The organism is Pseudomonas sp. ADAK18, from assembly GCF_012935695.1.
Classification (GTDB): domain Bacteria; phylum Pseudomonadota; class Gammaproteobacteria; order Pseudomonadales; family Pseudomonadaceae; genus Aquipseudomonas.
In genome coordinates, this window is record NZ_CP052859.1 from 5,498,649 (window position 1) to 5,518,061 (window position 19,413).

17 protein-coding genes are annotated in these 19,413 nt (G+C 59.8%); 4 read left to right on the forward strand and 13 right to left on the reverse strand.

What is annotated here, in order from left to right; genetic code table 11:
• The 8 genes from HKK55_RS25020 to HKK55_RS25055 all read right to left on the reverse strand — a co-directional run bounded on the left by HKK55_RS25020 (position 1) and on the right by HKK55_RS25055 (position 10,108).
• Positions 1-324: a type II toxin-antitoxin system RelE/ParE family toxin gene (locus tag HKK55_RS25020; protein ID WP_169357039.1), complete on the reverse strand. Its 324-nt coding sequence runs from the start codon at positions 322-324 to the stop codon at positions 1-3.
• A 190-nt stretch (positions 325-514) separates the two neighbouring features.
• Positions 515-1,411 carry a response regulator gene (locus HKK55_RS25025; protein ID WP_169357040.1) on the reverse strand — a complete coding sequence of 299 codons (897 nt, stop codon included), beginning with the start codon at positions 1,409-1,411 and terminating at the stop codon, positions 515-517.
• Between the two features lie 167 nt (positions 1,412-1,578).
• Entirely contained in the window at positions 1,579-2,340 is a 762-nt protein-coding gene (phoU, locus tag HKK55_RS25030) for a phosphate signaling complex protein PhoU (protein WP_169357041.1), read from the reverse strand.
• Between the two features lie 69 nt (positions 2,341-2,409).
• Positions 2,410-3,243 (reverse strand): phosphate ABC transporter ATP-binding protein PstB, encoded by an 834-nt coding sequence (gene pstB / locus HKK55_RS25035; protein WP_155582396.1) that lies wholly within the window; start codon positions 3,241-3,243, stop codon positions 2,410-2,412.
• A gap of 189 nt (positions 3,244-3,432) precedes the next feature.
• Positions 3,433-5,103 (reverse strand): phosphate ABC transporter permease PstA, encoded by a 1,671-nt coding sequence (gene pstA / locus HKK55_RS25040; protein WP_169357042.1) that lies wholly within the window; start codon positions 5,101-5,103, stop codon positions 3,433-3,435.
• A 15-nt stretch (positions 5,104-5,118) separates the two neighbouring features.
• Positions 5,119-7,152, reverse strand: a complete 2,034-nt coding sequence (locus HKK55_RS25045; protein WP_178128898.1) for an ABC transporter permease subunit — start codon at positions 7,150-7,152, stop codon at positions 5,119-5,121.
• Positions 7,153-7,582: 430 nt separating this feature from the next.
• Positions 7,583-8,572, reverse strand: coding sequence for a phosphate ABC transporter substrate-binding protein PstS (locus HKK55_RS25050; RefSeq protein ID WP_155582394.1), 990 nt, complete (start codon positions 8,570-8,572; stop codon positions 7,583-7,585).
• Positions 8,573-8,818: 246 nt separating this feature from the next.
• Positions 8,819-10,108 (reverse strand): MFS transporter, encoded by a 1,290-nt coding sequence (locus HKK55_RS25055; RefSeq protein WP_169357044.1) that lies wholly within the window; start codon positions 10,106-10,108, stop codon positions 8,819-8,821.
• A gap of 470 nt (positions 10,109-10,578) precedes the next feature.
• On the opposite strand from HKK55_RS25055, the gene HKK55_RS25060 reads away from it, so the two are divergent.
• Positions 10,579-10,983, forward strand: coding sequence for an acyl-CoA thioesterase (locus HKK55_RS25060; RefSeq protein ID WP_003176975.1), 405 nt, complete (start codon positions 10,579-10,581; stop codon positions 10,981-10,983).
• 56 nt (positions 10,984-11,039) lie between these two features.
• Complete coding sequence (locus HKK55_RS25065) at positions 11,040-11,939, forward strand: D-hexose-6-phosphate mutarotase (protein ID WP_169357045.1); 900 nt, start codon at positions 11,040-11,042, stop codon at positions 11,937-11,939.
• A gap of 117 nt (positions 11,940-12,056) precedes the next feature.
• Here the strand turns inward: HKK55_RS25065 and HKK55_RS25070 are convergent, their stop codons facing one another.
• The 5 genes from HKK55_RS25070 to HKK55_RS25090 form a co-directional block, all read right to left on the reverse strand.
• Complete coding sequence (locus HKK55_RS25070; RefSeq protein WP_155582391.1) at positions 12,057-12,593, reverse strand: DUF3299 domain-containing protein; 537 nt, start codon at positions 12,591-12,593, stop codon at positions 12,057-12,059.
• Between the two features lie 77 nt (positions 12,594-12,670).
• Entirely contained in the window at positions 12,671-12,916 is a 246-nt protein-coding gene (locus HKK55_RS25075; protein WP_169357047.1) for a GlsB/YeaQ/YmgE family stress response membrane protein, read from the reverse strand.
• Positions 12,917-13,015: 99 nt separating this feature from the next.
• Positions 13,016-14,101 (reverse strand): 5-(carboxyamino)imidazole ribonucleotide synthase, encoded by a 1,086-nt coding sequence (locus HKK55_RS25080; protein WP_169357049.1) that lies wholly within the window; start codon positions 14,099-14,101, stop codon positions 13,016-13,018.
• An 11-nt stretch (positions 14,102-14,112) separates the two neighbouring features.
• The gene (gene purE / locus HKK55_RS25085) at positions 14,113-14,604 is read right to left on the reverse strand and encodes a 5-(carboxyamino)imidazole ribonucleotide mutase (RefSeq protein ID WP_003213411.1); all 492 of its coding nucleotides are present in this window, start codon (positions 14,602-14,604) and stop codon (positions 14,113-14,115) included.
• A 331-nt stretch (positions 14,605-14,935) separates the two neighbouring features.
• Entirely contained in the window at positions 14,936-15,844 is a 909-nt protein-coding gene (locus HKK55_RS25090; protein WP_169357051.1) for a LysR substrate-binding domain-containing protein, read from the reverse strand.
• Positions 15,845-16,025: 181 nt separating this feature from the next.
• Between HKK55_RS25090 and aspA the strand changes: the two genes are divergently transcribed.
• On the forward strand, positions 16,026-17,450 hold the full coding sequence (gene aspA, locus HKK55_RS25095; RefSeq protein ID WP_169357052.1) for an aspartate ammonia-lyase: 1,425 nt from the start codon (positions 16,026-16,028) through the stop codon (positions 17,448-17,450).
• Between the two features lie 468 nt (positions 17,451-17,918).
• Positions 17,919-19,370, forward strand: coding sequence for a sodium:alanine symporter family protein (locus HKK55_RS25100; RefSeq protein ID WP_169357054.1), 1,452 nt, complete (start codon positions 17,919-17,921; stop codon positions 19,368-19,370).
• Positions 19,371-19,413 lie beyond the last annotated feature (43 nt).

Here is a 19,413-nt window from a genome sequence, read left to right on the forward strand (position 1 = left end):
TTAACCTAACTCCTGCAGTCTGGCCCGAGCCAGTTCGATATCCCGCATTTCTGTTTTCTGTGTGGTTTTGCACAACGCATGCAGCACGTAAATGGCTTCAGGCCGGTTGACTACATAAAACACCCGAAACGCTCCTGACTCGTCGAAAATCCTGATCTCATTGACCCCCCGCCCGATGGTTCTCATCGGCTTGCAGTCAAAAGGCTGCTCGCCCTGCTGTAAGAGATCCAATTGAAAACCGGCAGCTCTTCGCGCATCGAGCGGGAACGACTTGAGATCCTTGAGCGAGCTTCCCACAAACACCACGTCCTTGTGCCTTGACATCCACTTCTCCTTTTCTGGAAAGGAAAAGCGTAATAGACGATTCAGCCAAAAGCGGTGGCGGTGTGTTTCAAGGCGTAGCGAACACTTAATAGCGCCAACGCGTTATCGAAAGACTATATCGAAACCGATATAAATCAAGCCAGATACCGAGAATCAGACAACTGGTTGATTTACGGCATTGGCGGAGAGTTCAGGCACCCGGCACAAAGTGTTTCTGCGCCGTCCCACGCGCAATCAGCCGCGAGATGTAATCCAGCTTCTGCGCATCCTGGTCGATAAAACGGAAGGTCAGTTGCAGCCAGTCGCTGTCAGGCTTGGGTTCGTAGGCGACGATGGCGTGCAAGTAGCCGTTGAGACGCGCAGTTTCGGCGTTCTCGCCTTGCTCAAGGTCGAGTACGGCGCTTTCCAACACCTGGGGCAGGACTTCACCGCGGCGCACCACCAGCAGCGCTTCCTTGATGCTCAGGGCCTTAATCACGCATTGCTGGGTGCCGCTGGACAAGCGCAGTTGGCCTTGCCCACGTCCGCTGGCCGGCGATGCTGCAGGTGCCTGCACCGGTGGGCTATTGAGCAGACCTTTGCTGGGAGCGGCGACGGGGGCCGGCTTGACCGCTTCGGGTTTTCCGCCGGTCAAGGCACTCAGGGAGTCGTTGCCGAAAGCCGAGTTCATCTTGGTCGGGACGCTGGCGATCAGCGCGTCCAGGCGGCCTATCTTGTGCAGGGCCTGCTTGACCTTGTTCAGCAACTGCTCGTTGGTGAAGGGTTTGCTGACGTAGCCCGAGACCCCGGCCTGGATCGCCTGAACTACGTTTTCCTTGTCGCCACGGCTGGTGACCATGACAAACGGCATGGCCTTGAGATGAGGTTGCTCACGGCACCAAGTCAACAGTTCCAGGCCGGACATTTCCGGCATTTCCCAGTCACACAGGACCATGTCGAAGGTTTCGCGCATCAGGATGGCCTGGGCCTTTTTGCCGTTCACCGCATCTTCGATCTTGATGCCAGGGAAGTAATTGCGCAGGCACTTCTTCACCAGATCGCGAATAAACGAGGCGTCATCCACCACCAATACACTGACTTTACTCATCGACCCTTCATCCTTTAAAAACCCCGGCAAGCATAACGCTTCGCTGATGGCATTTCGCCAAAACTCTTCAGTCACGCCGGGACTTTACTGGCGCCCGCAGCGCAAAATTCATACGCCACAAACAAAAACGCCCGACCAAAGGCCGGGCGTTTATTTCTCGGGCAATCTTACTTATCGTCAGATTCAGCCGGAACATTAGAGATTTGATCGACGGTGCCTTCCACTTCGGCCTTCATACGCTTGAGGCCCATGTGGCGTACATCGGTACCGCGCACCAGGTAGATCACCAACTCCGAGATGTTGCGGGCGTGGTCGCCGATACGCTCCAGGGAACGCAGGACCCAGATGATGTTCAACACCCGCGAGATCGAGCGCGGGTCTTCCATCATGTAGGTTGCCAGTTCACGCAGGGCGGTCTTGTATTCGCGGTCGATGATCTTGTCGTACTGGGCCACCGACAACGCCAGTTCGGCGTCGAAACGGGCAAATGCGTCCAGGGCATCGCGGACCATGTTGCGCACCTGGTCACCGATATGGCGCACTTCAACATACCCGCGCGGCGCTTCGCCTTCTTCGCACAGCAGGATGGCGCGACGGGCAATCTTGGTGGCTTCGTCGCCAATGCGCTCCAGGTCGATCACCGACTTGGAAATGCTGATGATCAAACGCAGGTCGGACGCGGCCGGTTGCCGACGAGCGAGGATGCGCAGGCATTCCTCGTCGATATTGCGTTCCATCTGATTAATCTGGTCATCGATCTCGCGCACCTGCTGGGCCAGGCCGGAGTCGGCCTCGATCAGCGCCGTGACGGCGTCGTTGACTTGCTTCTCCACCAGCCCGCCCATGGCCAGGAGGTGGCTGCGCACTTCCTCAAGCTCGGCGTTGAACTGCGCGGAGATGTGATGGGTAAGACCTTCTTTGCTAATCATGTTGGCGTCCTTGGAGCGTCCGGTAAAGTGCGGTCGACCGCAGCATCAGTTCAGTGAAACCACAGCGCCCTAGCCGTAACGACCGGTGATGTAGTCTTCGGTCTGTTTCTTCGCCGGATTGGTGAACAGGGTATCGGTATCGCCGAACTCCACCAGCTTGCCCATGTACATGAACGCGGTGTAGTCGGAGACTCGCGCGGCCTGTTGCATGTTGTGGGTCACGATGACGATGGTGAACTTGGATTTCAGCTCGTAGATCAGCTCTTCAACCTTCAGGGTAGAGATCGGGTCGAGTGCCGAGCACGGCTCATCGAGCAGCAGCACTTCCGGCTCCACGGCAATGGTGCGAGCAATCACCAGACGTTGCTGCTGACCACCGGACAGACCCAGTGCCGATTCGTGCAGGCGGTCCTTGACCTCATCCCACAACGCCGCGCCCTTGAGCGCCCATTCCACGGCCTCGTCGAGGATGCGTTTTTTGTTGATACCCTGGATGCGCAAGCCATAGACCACGTTTTCGTAGATGGTCTTGGGAAACGGGTTGGGCTTCTGGAACACCATGCCGACCCGGCGACGCAGCTCGGCCACGTCTTCACCCTTGCGGTAGATGTTGGTGCCGTAGAGATTGATCGCGCCTTCCACACGGCAGCCGTCCACCAGATCGTTCATCCGATTGAAGGTGCGCAGCAGCGTGGACTTGCCACAGCCCGACGGGCCGATGAAGGCGGTCACGCGCTGTTTGGGGATGTTCATGCTGACGTCGTACAGCGCCTGCTTGTCACCGTAGAACAGGCTCAAGCCCGGGACTTCGATGGCCACGGTTTCCTGGGCCAGGCTCAGGCTCTGCTTGTCGCGACCCAGGGCAGACATGTTGATGCCGTGGGTGTGGGTTTCGTGTTGCATGGGATGCTCCCTGTGCTACCAATTCGTTTCGTTGAACCGCCGGGGCGGCTTACTCAAAATCTGTGTCTAGCGCCAACCCCTGTGGGAGCTGGCTTGCCTGCGATGCGGGCGGCGCGGTGTTTCAGTAACAACGCGGTGATGCCATCGCAGGCAAGCCAGCTCCCACATTTGTCCGCGTCCACATAAAAATCAGCTATCCAGCGCCTTGTACTTCTCGCGCAGGTGGTTACGAATCCACACCGCCGACAAGTTGAGCGTGGCGATCACCAGCACCAGCAGCAACGCGGTGGCGTACACCAGCGGCCGCGCGGCTTCGACGTTAGGGCTCTGGAAGCCAACGTCATAAATATGGAAGCCCAAGTGCATGATCTTCTGGTCCAGGTGCAGGTATGGATAGTTGCCATCCACCGGCAGCGACGGCGCCAGTTTCACCACACCCACCAGCATCAGCGGTGCCACTTCACCAGCGGCGCGGGCCACGGCGAGGATCATGCCGGTCATCATCGCCGGGCTGGCCATTGGCAGGACGATTTTCCACAGCGTTTCGGCCTTGGTCGCGCCCAGTGCCAGGGAGCCTTCACGCACGGTACGAGGAATCCGTGCCAGGCCTTCTTCAGTGGCCACGATCACCACCGGTACTGCCAGCAGCGCCAGGGTCAGGGACGCCCAGAGTAGACCCGGAGTACCGAAGGTCGGTGCCGGCAAGGCTTCGGAGAAGAACAACCGGTCCACCGAACCACCCAGCACGTAGACGAAAAAGCCCAGGCCGAACACGCCATAGACGATGGCCGGGACACCCGCCAGGTTGTTCACGGCAATACGGATAATCCGGGTCAGGGTGTTCTGCTTGGCATACTCACGCAGATACACCGCCGCCAGCACGCCGAACGGGGTCACGATCATGGCCATGATCAGGGTCATCATCACGGTGCCGAAAATCGCCGGGAAGATCCCACCTTCGGTGTTGGCTTCCCGTGGGTCGTCGCTGAGGAATTCCCAGACCTTGCTGAAGTAGAAGCCAACCTTGGTCATGTAACCCATGGCGTTCGGTTGGTAGGCGTGTACCACCTTGCCGATGCTGATCTCCAGCTCTTTGCCGTTGGCATCACGAGCGGTCAGGCTGTCGCGATTGAACTGGGCATGCAAGTCGCTCAGGCGCGCTTCGATGTCCTTGTAACGATTGTTCAGCTCGGCGCGGCCACTGTCCATGTCGGCCTGCGCGGTGGCATCCAGCTTGCCTTCCAGCTCCAGTTTGCGACCGTGTAGGCGGATACGCTCCAACCCTGCGTTGATCGCGCCAATATCGGACTTCTCAAGGGTCTTGAGCTGGGCCGCGAGCTTGTTGACGCGATCCACACGGGCTTGCAGTTCCGGCCAGGCGGCAGCGCCTTCGGCGATCACCTTGCCGTCCTGTTTGACGTTGACCAACGTGCCGTAGAAATTACCCCACTCACGACGCTCGATGGTCATCAGTTCTGCGGGCTTGGTCTGGTTGGTCAGCCACTCACCGACGATCCAGGTGAAGTCATTGCCGTTCAAGTCGCGGTTGCCGACCTTGATCAGCTCGCGGGTCATGAATTCCGGACCTTGATCCGGCACCGGCAAGCCAGCGCTTTTCAGGCGCTCACGGGGCACTTCTTCTTTCTGTACCACTTCGCCGATGACGATATGGTTGGCTTGGCCCGGTACGTCGTAGCTGGCCTGGATCAGGTCAGCCGGCCAGAAGTGGCCCAGGCCACGCACAGCAATCACGGCCAGCAAACCAATGGTCATGATGACCGCGATGGACACCGCGCCACCGCTGATCCAGACGCCGGGGGCGCCGCTCTTGAACCATCCATTCAGGGAGTTCTGTTTCACAGACTTCTACCTTTCTTAAAGCGACGAGTATTTCTTGCGCAGACGCTGACGAATCAGCTCGGCGAGGGTGTTCATGATGAAGGTGAACAACAGCAGCACCAGCGCCGAGAGGAACAGCACGCGGTAGTGGCTACCGCCGACTTCCGACTCGGGCATTTCCACCGCGACGTTGGCTGCCAGGGTGCGCAGGCCTTCGAACAGGTTCATTTCCATCACGGGGGTGTTACCGGTGGCCATCAGTACGATCATGGTTTCGCCCACCGCACGGCCCATGCCGATCATCAGCGCCGAGAAAATCCCCGGGCTGGCGGTCAGGATCACCACGCGCGTCATGGTCTGCCATGGCGTGGCGCCGAGGGCCAGGGAACCCAGGGTCAGGCCGCGGGGCACACTGAACACGGCGTCTTCGGCGATGGAGTAGATGTTCGGGATCACCGCAAAACCCATGGCCAGGCCGACGACCAGAGCGTTGCGCTGGTCGTAGGTGATACCTAAGTCGTGGGAGATCCACATGCGCATGTCGCCGCCGAAGAACCAGGTTTCCAGGTACGGGCTCATGAACAGCGAGAGCCAGCCCACAAACAGAATGACCGGGATCAGGATCGCGCTTTCCCAGCCGTCCGGAACCCGCAGGCGGATGGACTCAGGCAGGCGGCTGAAGACGAAGCCGGCTACCAGGATGCCAATCGGCAACAGCATCAGCAGACTGAATATCCCCGGTAGATGCCCTTCGACATACGGCGCCAGGAACAGGCCGGCGAAGAAGCCAAGAATCACCGTCGGCATCGCTTCCATCAGTTCGATCACCGGCTTGACCTTGCGGCGCAGGCTCGGGGCCATGAAGTAGGCGGTGTAGATGGCTGCGGCGACGGCCAGCGGTGCGGCCAGCAGCATGGCGTAGAACGCAGCCTTGAGCGTACCGAAGGTCAGTGGCGCCAGGCTCATCTTGGGTTCAAAGTCGGTGTTGGCAGCGGTCGATTGCCAGACGTATTTAGGCTCGTCGTAGTTTTCGTACCAGACTTTGCTCCACAACGCGCTCCAGGACACTTCCGGGTGCGGGTTGTCGAGCAGCAATGGTTGCAGCTTGCCGCCGGCTTCGACGATCACACGGTTGGCCCGTGGTGACAGACCGAACACGCCTTGGCCATCGACTACCGGGTCTACCAGCAAGGTGCGGTGGGCGGTGCTGTGGAACACGCCGAGCTTGCCGGATGCGTCGAGGGCAACAAAGCCTTTGCGACGCTCTTCGGCGGTGATTTCGATGACAGGCGCGGTGCCCATCTGGAAGGTGCGGATCTGCTTCAGGCGTTGCTCACCATCCGGGTCACGGGCCATGAACCACTGGGCCAGGCCACCCTTGGAGTCGCCGATAATCAGCGAGATACCGCCCACCAGTTGGGTACTGGCAGTCACTTCGGCACCGGCGTCTTCCAGCAATTTGTAGCGGCCGTTGAGGCTGTTGTCGCGCAGGCTGAACACATCGGCCAAAGCACGGCCGTTGATCACGTACAGCCATTGCTGACGCGGGTCGACGAAAATGGCTTTGACCGGCTCAGTCATTTGCGGCAGCTCGATGCGCTTCTGCTCGCTGGTGACTTCACCGGTCATCATGTTTTCTTCGCGGCTCACCGACAGCACGTTCAAGTGCGACCCTGCGGAACCGGCCACCACCAGCGACGAATCCGTGGCGTTGAGGGCTACGTGCTCCAGCGGACGACCTTGCTCGTCGAGGACGATAGGCGTTTCGCCGTAAGGATATTCGACCGCAGGCGTGATGGTCTTCTTGCCGTCCGGGTAGGACACTTTGTAGGTGTGGCGGAACACCAAAGACTGGCCGTTGGACAGGCCCAGGATCACCAGCGGGCTGCCAGGCTGGTCTTCACCGATGGAAGCGACGCTGGTACCGGCCGGAAGTGGCAGATTGACGCGCTTGAGTTCAGCGCCGGTGTCGACATCAAAGAACAGCGCCTGGCCCTTGTCGGAAACCCGCATGGCCACCTGGTTCTGCTCTTCCAGGGAGATCATCAGCGGCTTGCCGGCGTCCTGTATCCAGGCTGGGGTCAGGGCCTCCTCCTTCGTCAGGCTGGCACCCTGGAACAGCGGCGCAACCACGTAGGCAAGGAAGAAGAAGATCAAGGTGATCGCGCCCAGGACGGCGAGGCCGCCAATCAGGACATACCAACGGGTCAGGCGATCCTTGAGCGCGCGAATGCGGCGCTTGCGTTGCAGCTCAGGCGTATTGAAATCAATGCGCTTGGGGGGAGAAGTCGTCGTCATGGTGGAATTGGCCAGATCATTCATGCGCACACCCTAGCGATCCTGTATGACAGAAAGATGACAATGCAGTGACGCAAAAAATCCGCCGCGTAGCAGAGCTGGCAGCGGACTGAAAAATTGAGGGTGAGGTCCAGGTCCTGCAGACCCCACCTGGGCCGTGAACCTGGACAACACCCAGGCTCAAGGCAGCTTTACCGAAGGCTTATTTGCCACCTTCTTTCAGACCCAGGTCAGCCAGTGCCTTGGCGGCAACTTTGGCTGGCAGTGGGATGTAGCCGTCTTTCACTACAACTTCCTGGCCCTGTTTGGACAGAACCAGCTTCACGAACTCAGCTTCCAACGGAGCCAGAGGCTTGTTCGGGGCTTTGTTGACGTAGACGTAGAGGAAACGCGACAGCGGGTATTTGCCGTTCAGGGCGTTTTCTTCGCTGTCTTCGATGAAGTCAGTGCTGCCTTTCTTGGCCAAGGCCACGGTCTTCACGCTAGCGGTCTTGTAGCCGATGCCCGAGTAACCGATGCCGTTCAGCGAGGAGCTGATGGACTGCACGACCGAAGCCGAGCCAGGTTGTTCGTTCACGTTAGGTTTGTAATCGCCTTTGCACAGGGCTTCTTCTTTGAAGTAGCCATAGGTGCCGGATACCGAGTTACGACCGAACAGTTGCACTGGCTTATTGGCCAGGTCGCCGGTCACGCCCAGATCACCCCAGGTTTTCACTTCAGCTTTGGCGCCGCACAGACGAGTCGAGGAGAAGATCGCGTCGACTTGTTCCATGGTCAGGTGCTGGATCGGGTTGTCCTTGTGCACGAACACGGCCAGGGCATCCACGGCAACCGGGATAGCGGTTGGCTTGTAGCCGTACTTCTGCTCGAAGGCAGCCAGTTCGGTGTCCTTCATCTTGCGGCTCATCGGGCCCAGGTTCGAGGTGCCTTCAGTCAGCGCAGGTGGCGCAGTGGCGGAGCCCGCGGCCTGAATCTGGATGTTGACGTTCGGGTACTCCTTTTTGTAACCCTCAGCCCACAAGGTCATCAGGTTTGCCAGGGTATCGGAACCAACGCTGGACAAGTTGCCCGACACACCCGTGGTCTTCACGTAAGCCGGAATTGCCGGGTCAACACCAGCGGCCACCGCGTGGGCAGTCGCAACGCCAGCAGCGACAAAAGTCATTGCCGCCATCAAACGCTTCAGTTTCATGCCTTACTCCTAGCAGATAGGGATAGTTGGATCGGGGCCAAGTATCGGTAGGCCGTGTGAACACTCTATGTCCGGAATGTGACAATTAGATGAAAGGCCAGTATTCGAGAAGAACACTGGCCTTTGGGGGGAATACCCGGAAATACGGGACTAGAGAGGAGATGAAGAGGTGGATGCAGGGGCTAGGAAATACTCTGTAATGGTTAACGGGCTGCGCCTGGCGACGCAGCCTTCAGGCAAATACCGTTAGCGTCCGCGCTTCCACAAATACCCACCCACCAGCATCCCCATCGTGCAGATAACAGCCACGTAGTACGCCGGCCCCATCGGGCTTTCCTTCATCAGCAGCGACACCGCCAATGGCGTCAGGCCGCCAAACACGGCGTAGGCGACGTTGTAGGAAAACGACAACCCGCTAAACCGTACTACCGGCGGGAAGGCCTTGACCATAACGTAAGGCACCACGCCAACCACACCGACAAACAGGCCCGTCAGGGTGTACAGCGGGAACAACCAGTCCGGATGATCGAGCAGGCTGTGGTAGAGCGTCCAGGAGGTCGCCAGCAGCAGCGCACAACCGGCGATCAGCACGCGGCCTGCACCGAAGCGGTCCGCCAGGGCGCCGGAAGCGATGCAACCGAGGCTCAGGGTGACGATCGCCAGGCTGTTGGCCTGCAGCGACACGGTGGGGCTGAAGTGGTAGACGGTCTGCAGCACGGTCGGGGTCATCAGGATGACCACCACGATACCGGCGGAGAGCAGCCAGGTCAGCAGCATCGACAGCACAATGGCGCTGCGGTGGTCACGTAGCACCGCACGCAGCGGCAACTCGGCGGCCAGTGTCTTGCGTTGCTGCATCTCGGCGAAGATCGGTGTTTCATGCAGCCAGCGACGCAGGTACACCGAGAACAGACCGAAAACGCCACCCAGCAGGAAAGGGATCCGCCAGGCGTAATCCGAGACCTGTTCCGGGCTGTAGAGCGTGTTGATGGCAGTCGCCACCAGCGAGCCCAACAGAATCCCGGCGGTCAGGCCGCTCGTCAACGTGCCGCAGGCGTAGCCGATGTGCCGTGGCGGCACGTGCTCGGAGACGAATACCCAAGCACCCGGCACCTCACCACCAATCGCCGCGCCTTGGATGACTCGCATCAACAGCAACAGGATCGGCGCCCACAGGCCGATCTGCGCGTAGGTCGGCAGCAAGCCCATGATCAGGGTGGGTACGGCCATCATGAAGATGCTCAGGGTGAACATCTTCTTGCGACCCAGCAGGTCGCCGAAGTGCGCCATGACGATGCCGCCCAGCGGACGCGCAAGATAACCGGCGGCGAAGATGCCAAAGGTCTGCATCAGGCGCAGCCATTCGGGCATGTCGGCGGGGAAAAACAGCTTTCCGACCACCGTGGCGAAAAATACGAAAATGATGAAGTCGTAGAACTCCAGCGCCCCGCCCAAGGCAGACAGCGACAGGGTTTTGTAGTCGTTGCGGGTCAGCGGGCGCGAAGGTTGCGCACTGCTTGCGGGCACAGAGGACATGGCAAGGCTTCTCTTATAGTAGTCAGAACGGCAAGCCCGGGGACGCTCGCAGCGCGTGCGACGGGTTCGGCAAGATAACAAATCGCCTGGAAAAGCACAGCGCCGACCTGTTAACAGTTCCCATGGGCGAAATATTCCCAAGATCTGCGTCCACTGGGTAGCGCAGAAGAACAGTTGCTGGAAAAATCCGCGATACAGCCGCTATTTACCGACCAAATGAGCGTCTGGTGGTCGTCGTGGCGCCGACGGCTCGATATACTCGGCCACTGCAAGCGCCAGACCCGCATCCTTGAGGGGCTGCTGTGCCAAAACGCCGTTGGGTGGTCCCAGCCGGTTTGGCAGAGTTTCCCTTTAGTACGCCTTACGAGAAACGTGTAAAACGGAGTATGTTTGTGCTGAAACGTTTTTCCAACAGTCGGCTATTCACTTGAAATACCCATGAAGCGTCACGGGTCAGAGGCACCCCCGGCATGATCGAACTCGAACAAGAAGATCCTATCCCGCAAGGCGATCTTGCCCTGCAAATCACCGCGCTTCCGCGTGAAACCAATGGTTTCGGCGATATCTTCGGCGGCTGGCTGGTGGCCCAGATGGACCTGGCGGGCACGGCAATGGCCAGCAAGGTTGCGGGGGGCCGCGTTGCGACCGTCGCGATTGACCGCATGGCATTCCTGGTTCCGGTGGCAGTAGGCGCGCAGCTGTCCTTCTACACCCAGGCGCTGGAAATCGGCCGCAGCTCGATCCAGATGATGGTCGAAGTATGGAGCGACGATCCGCTGTCCAGTGAATGGCGCAAGGTCACCGAGGCGGTGTTTGTGTTTGTCGCCATTGATGGCAGCGGCCGCACCCGATCGGTTCCGTCGCGAGCGCGTTAAACCTCGCTGCGGTTTGACGGTCCACTGCACCATTGTCTGTCATTAAGAGAACACCTATGTCTACGCCTGACGTTGAAATCGTGAAACTGGATGAGCTGACCTGCTGGCGCATCCGCCACGAAGGCGCCGAATTGGTGATCGCCCAACAAGGCGCCCACCTCGTCAGCTACCAGCGTGCCGGCGAAAAGCCGCTGATCTGGCCCAACGACAACGCGGTATTCAAGACAGGCAAAGGCATCCGCACGGGCGTGCCGATATGCTGGCCATGGTTTGGGGTTTTCGACCGTAACCCGCAAAGCGTCAAGGCCATGCGTCACAGTGACACGCCGGCCGGGGCCCACGGTTTCGTGCGCACCGCTGACTGGACGCTGGAGAAAACTACCCCGATTGCCAAGGCCTTGCAGTTGGATTTTGCACTGACGGTACCGCAGGGCGGCTTTCCGGAGTGGCCCCATCAGGTCGACCTGAAGATGACCGTGCTGCTGGATGATCAGTTGCATATCCGCTTGACCAGCCACAACCGCAGTACCGACACCGTGACCATCAGCCAGGCGCTGCACAGCTATTTCGCCGTCAGCGACGTGCGCAATGTGCAGGTCGAAGGGTTGGATGGGCTGGAGTACATCAATACCGCAGACAACTGGAAGACCGCCAAACAGTCAGGCCCTCTGCACTTTACCGGCGAAACCGACCGCATCTACCTCGACACGCCGGCGCAGTTGAGCATTGTCGATAGCGACTGGCAGCGCCGTATCCAGCTCACCAGCACTGGCTCACACTCGACGGTGATCTGGAACCCCTGGACCGAACGGGCCAAGGCCTTCAGCGACATGGCTGACGATGGTTGGCAGGGCATGCTGTGCATCGAGACGGCGAACGTGCTGGGCGATGTGGTGAGCTTGGCACCGGGTGAAAGCCATACCTTGGGTGTGAGCATCACCGGCATCGCCCTGTAAAAATCCGATCACCTGTGGGAGCTGGCTTGCCTGCGATGCAAGCGACTCGGTGTATCAGTGAAACCAAGTTGATGCTATCGCAGGCAAGCCAGCTCCCACACAAGCGCGCCGCGTGTTTTAGAGATCCGACTCTTTGACCGCCCGCACTTTCCCCGCATCCAGCGCATACGCCGCGTCAGCCAGGTCATTGTTGACCGTCTCCACCTTCAACGTTCCCGTCACCCACAGCGGTGTGTAGATGTCATCCAGCTTCAAGCCTTTGGGATAACGCACCAGCACCAACTGGTTAGGCGGCGGTGGCGGCACGTGGATGCAGGCACCTGGGTAAGGCACCAGGAAGAACAGCGTGCTGCGGCCCTTGGCGTCGGTTTCCAATGGCACCGGATAACCACCAATGCGGATGTTCTTGCCGTTCATGGCCGCCACAGTCTTGGTGGAATACATCACCGCAGGCAAACCCTTGCTCTGCTTCAAACCACCCTTTGCAGTAAAGGTGCCTTGGGCTTCCGGGGAGTTGTGGTCGATTTCCGGCATTTGCTCGAGGGCTTTCTGGTCCGACTTGGGCATCAATTCAAGCCAATCGGTTTCCGGCAGTTCGCCGGCATGGGCCAGGCCAGTGCCCAGCAGGAGGAGAGTCAACAAGAGACGGCGCATGGAGTAGCTCGGCAAGGAAACAATGCCGAGCATTCTAGCCCTCTGCGCCTGCGTAGCGCAGAGGGATCAACACTGAATTACTTCTTTTTCAGCAGACTGTAGATCACCAGCAGAATCACGGCACCCACCAGCGCACCGATAAAACCTGCACCCTGGCCTGCCTGGTAGATACCCAGTGCCTGACCGCCGTAGGTGGCGGCCAAAGAGCCGGCAATACCCAGCAGGATGGTCATGATCCAACCCATGCTGTCGTCACCTGGCTTCAGGAAACGCGCCAGCAGGCCGACGATCAAGCCGATAAAGATGGTTCCAATAATACCCATGGCATTTCCCTCTGAATGAATTTAGCTAGAGCCTAGTCAGACTTTGGCATCCTGCAATCAGAGGATGGCGGTTACCAATGGTTCCCGCCAGCGTTTGGGTTATTGTTCAGCGATCAGCGCTTCGACCTTGAGGATCTGTTGTTCCAACGTCGCGCGATCAGCACAGCGCAGGTTGGCATGGCCGACTTTGCGCCCGACCTTGAACGCCTTGCCGTAGTGGTGCAGGTGGCAGTCATCGATAGCGAGGACCTTTTCCACCGGAGGGACGACACCGATGAAGTTGAGCATCGCGCTCTCGCCGACCTTGGCCGTCGACCCCAACGGCAAGCCCGCTACCGCCCGCAGGTGGTTTTCGAACTGGCTGCACTCGGCGCCTTCGGTGGTCCAGTGCCCGGAGTTGTGCACGCGTGGGGCGATTTCGTTGGCCTTGAGGCCACCGTCGACTTCAAAGAATTCGAACGCCATCACGCCGACGTAATCCAGCTGCTTCAACACCCGGCTGGAATAATCTTCGGCCAGGGCTTGCAGCGGGTGGTCGGTGCTGGCTACGGATAGCTTGAGGATGCCGCTGTCGTGGGTGTTGTGCACCAACGGGTAGAAACGGGTTTCGCCATCACGAGCGCGTACGGCGATCAGCGAAACTTCACCGGTGAACGGCACGAAACCTTCCAGCAGGCAAGCGACGCTGCCCAGCTCGGCGAAAGTACCGACCACATCGGCGGCGGTACGCAGGACTTTCTGGCCCTTGCCGTCATAACCCAACGTGCGGGTCTTCAACACAGCCGGCAGGCCGATGGCCGCGACTGCAGCGTCCAGGTCCGTCTGGGACTGGATGTCGGCGAACGCGGGCGTTGGAATGCCCAGATCCTTGAACATGCTTTTTTCGAACCAGCGGTCGCGAGCAATACGCAGGGCTTCGGCGCTCGGGTACACCGGGACGAACTGCGACAGAAAGGCCACGGTTTCGGCCGGGACGCTTTCGAACTCGAACGTCACCAGGTCGACTTCATCGGCCAGTTGGCGCAGGTGATCCGGGTCGCTGTAGTCAGCTCGCAGGTGTTCACCCAGCGCCGCAGCACAGGCGTCCGGCGCCGGATCCAGGAAAGCGAAGTTCATCCCCAGCGGGGTGCCCGCCAGGGCCAGCATACGGCCCAACTGGCCGCCACCGATTACACCGATTTTCATCGTCAACAACCTCAGGCGATGCGTGGGTCTGGATTGTCCAGGACGCTGTCTGTCTGCTCGGCACGGAATTTTTTCAGCGCCGCGTGGAACTGCGGGTGCTTGGCGCCCAGGATGCTGGCAGACAACAAGGCTGCGTTGATCGCACCGGCCTTGCCAATCGCCAGGGTTGCCACCGGAATACCGGCGGGCATCTGCACGATGGACAACAGCGAATCCACGCCCGAGAGCATCGACGACTGCACCGGCACACCGAGTACCGGCAGGTGGGTCTTGGCCGCACACATGCCCGGCAGGTGCGCCGCACCACCGGCACCGGCGATGATCACCTCGATGCCACGGGATTCTGCTTCATCGGCATACTGGAACAGCAAATCCGGCGTGCGGTGGGCGGAGACCACTTTCACTTCATACGGAATGCCGAGCTTTTCCAGCATATCGGCGGTGTGGCTAAGGGTGGACCAATCGGACTTGGAGCCCATGATCACGCCAACCAATGCACTCATCGTCGTGCCTCTTCTCTCTGGGCGCCCGCAGGCGCGTCAAAAAACAACAAGCCACGCGGGAAATCCGGCGTGGCTTGTTGTACGAATTAAGGCCGGTTGGACCGGCCGAAGGCCGCGCAGTATACCGTAATACAGCGGATAAACAGCCCCTTGGGCGACCATCTGTCTTAGAGGGCAAACCGGCGGTTTTATTGACTTAAGAGTCAGCGAAAACACCACAAAACAATGTGGGAGCGGGCTTGCTCGCGAATGCGGTGTATCAGCCACAGATGGGTTGACTGACACTGCGCTTTCGCGAGCAAGCCCGCTCCCACATTTGATCTGTGTTGGCTCAGGTATTTTGCGCCGCACCGCCTTCCAACTTGCGCCATAACAACCGCACATTCGCCTTGCGCACCAACGCGCAGCGGTACAGTCGAATTTCCAACGGCACATGCCATTGCGGACCACCGCACACCACCAGCTCACCTCGGCCCAATTCGGCACGCACGCTCAACTGCGGCACCCAGGCAATCCCCAAGCCTTCCAGGGCCATGCTTTTCAGGCTGTCGGCCATCGCCGTTTCGTAAACCGTGGTGAACCGCAGCGCACGCTGACGCAACAGCAGGTTCACCGAACGCCCAAGGAAAGCCCCGGCGCTATAGGCCAATAGCGGCACGCTACCCTCGCCTTCCAGGTCGAACAACGGCTTGCCGTCCGCATCAGCGGCGCACACTGGGAGCATTTCGGTATTGCCCAGGTGCAGCGACGGGAAGATCTCCGGGTCCATCTGCATCGCGGCATCCGGGTCATAGAACGCCAACATCAGGTCACAACCGCCCTCACGCAGTGCATGCACGGCGTCACCGACGTTGGTGGCGACCAGCCGCGTGGCGATGTTCAGGCCTTCGTTACGCAACTGGGCGATCCAGCGCGGGAAAAACCCCAATGCCAGGGAGTGCGCGGCCGCCACTTGCATCACTTCGCCCTGCCCGCCTTCCAAGTGATGCAAGTGGCGCAGCACTTCACCGAGTTGCTCGACCACCGTGCGGGCGGTGACCAGAAACAGCTGCCCCGCCGCCGTCAGTTCAACCGGCGTACGCGAGCGGTTGACCAGCGTCAGCCCCAGTGCGGCCTCAAGGCTGCGGATCCTGCGGCTGAACGCTGGCTGGGTGACGAAGCGCCGCTCCGCCGCCTGGGAGAAGCTGCGGGTGGCAGCCAGGGCGCTAAAGTCTTCCAGCCATTTGCTTTCAAGGTTCATCAGGTCCTCCCAGGGTATGCACCATTTTGGCACACACGCCCGCCATGGTAATCGGGTCACACCAACATTATGCCGTTTCTGCATAGGGCAGTGCTTAACAGCATTGGCCCTAAAACTTCTGCAAGCCTAGCATTCACAGCGTTCCGGCCAGTTCCGGGTCCATATCGAGATGATTTCCGTCATGTCCTCCGCTGCATCATTCCGCACAGAAAAAGACCTGCTTGGCGTACTCGAAGTACCCGCTCAAGCGTATTACGGCATCCAGACCCTGCGAGCGGTGAATAACTTCCGCCTCTCGGGCGTTCCGATTTCGCATTACCCGAAATTGGTGGTCGGCCTGGCAATGGTCAAACAAGCCGCCGCTGACGCCAACCGCGAGTTGGGCCAGCTCAGCGAAGCCAAGCACGCTGCCATCAGCGAAGCCTGTGCCCGTCTGATCCGCGGCGATTTCCACGAAGAGTTCGTGGTGGACATGATTCAAGGCGGCGCTGGCACTTCAACCAACATGAATGCCAACGAAGTCATCGCCAACATCGCGTTGGAGGCCATGGGCCACAACAAGGGCGAATACCAGTACCTGCACCCGAACAACGACGTGAACATGGCGCAGTCGACCAACGATGCCTACCCGACTGCGATCCGCCTGGGTCTGCTGCTGGGCCACGACGCACTGTTGGCCAGCCTCGACAGCCTGATCCAGGCGTTCGCCGCCAAAGGCGTCGAGTTCAGCCACGTCCTGAAAATGGGCCGTACCCAGCTGCAAGACGCCGTGCCGATGACCCTCGGCCAGGAATTCCGCGCCTTCGCCACCACCCTGGGTGAAGACCTGGCTCGCCTGAAGACCCTGGCGCCGGAGCTGCTGACTGAAGTCAACCTGGGTGGCACCGCCATCGGTACCGGCATCAACGCCGACCCGCGTTACCAGGCCCTGGCCGTTTCGCGCCTGGCCACCATCAGCGGTCAGCCGCTGGTACCGGCAGCCGACCTGATCGAAGCCACCTCCGACATGGGCGCCTTCGTGCTGTTCTCCGGCATGCTCAAGCGTACCGCGGTGAAGCTGTCGAAGATCTGCAACGACCTGCGCCTGCTGTCCAGCGGCCCACGCACCGGCATCAACGAGATCAACCTGCCGGCTCGCCAGCCAGGCAGCTCGATCATGCCCGGCAAGGTCAACCCGGTGATCCCGGAAGCGGTTAACCAGGTCGCGTTCCAAATCATCGGTAACGATTTGGCACTGACCATTGCTGCCGAAGGCGGCCAATTGCAACTGAACGTGATGGAGCCGCTGATCGCCTACAAGATCTTCGACTCGATCCGCCTGCTGCAACGCGCCATGGACATGCTGCGCGAGCACTGCATCGTCGGCATTACCGCCAACGAAGCCCGCTGCCGCGAGTTGGTGGAGCATTCCATCGGCCTGGTCACCGCGCTGAACCCGTACATCGGCTATGAAAACGCCACCCGTATCGCCCGTATCGCCCTTGAAAGCGGCCGCGGCGTGCTGGAACTGGTGCGCGAAGAAGGCTTGCTCGACGACGCCATGCTCGACGACATCCTGCGCCCGGAAAACATGATTGCCCCGCGTCTGGTGCCTTTGAAGGCCTAAGCGCTGTTGCACCGCTCACCAGGTTGAGGGACTAGACACCTCTCACCTTTTGAGGGCCTGAAGGCTCGTTCTTCAGGCCCTTTTTTTTGCCTGGAATACGATCAAACGAACACCGCAATACCCTGTGGGAGCTGGGCTTACCCGCGATAGCGGCGTGCCAGGCAACCGTGATGTCGACTGACCGGGCCGCATCGCGGGCAAGCCCGGCTCCCACAGGGATACGTACCTCCCGAAGCATTTTGGTGAAACCTTTAATCGGTGCGGGAAGACGTAAGCCGCTCGCCTAGGTATAGTGCCGCCCCTCTTCGCGTCAGCGGTCGTCGGTAACGAGGCCCTGTGAAGCGCGAAACCGCATGAATAAAAACACCCGCAAAAGGATTGGGGTCGACCGTCGCGCACTGCCTGGTGCTATGCGAAGGATCGGACCGTCCTGCGTTTGCCATTAGAAAAATCAGCGAGGAACACTCCATGCTAGAAGTCATCAACGACTTCCTCTCAGGGAAAGTATTGATCGTGCTCATTGTCGGGCTCGGTGGTTACTTCACGATCCGCTCGCGTTTCGTTCAGCTGCGCCACTTTTTCCACATGTTTGCGGTGTTCCGCGACAGCCTGAAAAGCAGCGCCGGTCAGCTCAGTTCGTTCCAGGCGCTGATGCTCAGCCTCGCCGGGCGTGTGGGTGCCGGTAACATTGCCGGTGTCGGCATTGCCGTGACCTTGGGTGGCCCGGGCGCCGTGTTCTGGATGTGGGTGACCGCACTGGTGGGCATGTCCTCGAGCTTTATCGAGTGCTCCCTCGGCCAACTCTACAAACGCACCGACGCTGAAGGTACATACCGTGGCGGCCCGGCCTATTACATCCAGCACGGCCTGCACAAACGCTGGCTGGGTATGGTGATGGCGTTCCTGCTGCTGGTGACTTTCGGCTTCGCCTTCAACGGCCTGCAAGCCCATGCCGTGACCCACTCGCTGAATAACGCCTTTGGCCTGGACACCACCTACACCGGCCTGGCCCTGGCGGTATTGCTGGGCCTAGTGTTTATCGGCGGGATCAAGCGTATCGCTTCGATCGCCGACCTGCTGGTGCCGGTCAAGACCCTGGTCTACATCGCCGTGACCCTGTACGTGATCGTGCTGCAATTCGACCACGTACCGGCCATGCTGATGACCATCGTCAAGAGCGCCTTCGGCCTCGACCAAGCTTTCGGTGGCCTGGTGGGCAGCGCCATTATCATGGGTGTGAAACGCGGCGTATTCGCCAACGAAGCCGGCCTGGGCAGTGCGCCTAACGTGGCAGCCGTGGCTTCGGTGGAACACCCGATCGCCCAAGGTGTGGTGCAAGCGTTCAGCGTGTTCCTCGACACGTTCATCATCTGCACCTGCACCGCGTTGCTGATCCTGCTCTCGGGTTTCTACACTCCAGGCTTTGAGGGCGACGGTATCGCACTGACCCAGAACTCCCTGGCGGCAGTTGTCGGTGAGTGGGGGCGGATGTTCATCTCGGTCGCCCTGGCGTTGTTCGTGTTCACCTCGATCATGTACAACTACTACCTCGGCGAGAGCAACCTGCGCTTCATTGTGGGCGACAACCGCAAGGTGTTGATGGGCTACCGCGCGCTGGTGCTGGTGCTGATCTTCTGGGGTTCCATCGAGAACCTCGGCACCGTGTTCGCCTTCGCCGACATCACCATGACCATGCTCGCGTTCGTCAACCTGTTCGCCCTGGCGTTCCTGTTCAAGATCGCCATGCGCATCCTGAATGACTACGACAACCAGCGCGCTGCGGGCATCAAGACCCCAGTGTTCGATTCCAGCCAGTTCCCTGACCTGGACCTGGACCGTAACGCCTGGCCCGCCAATCCGGCGAAGCCAGAACCCGCTGCCAAGGCAACGGCTGAACTGAACGCTCAAGCGCAACGCTAAGAGCTATCCGGTCTCGCCAATACAGTTACGCTTTTGATGAGAC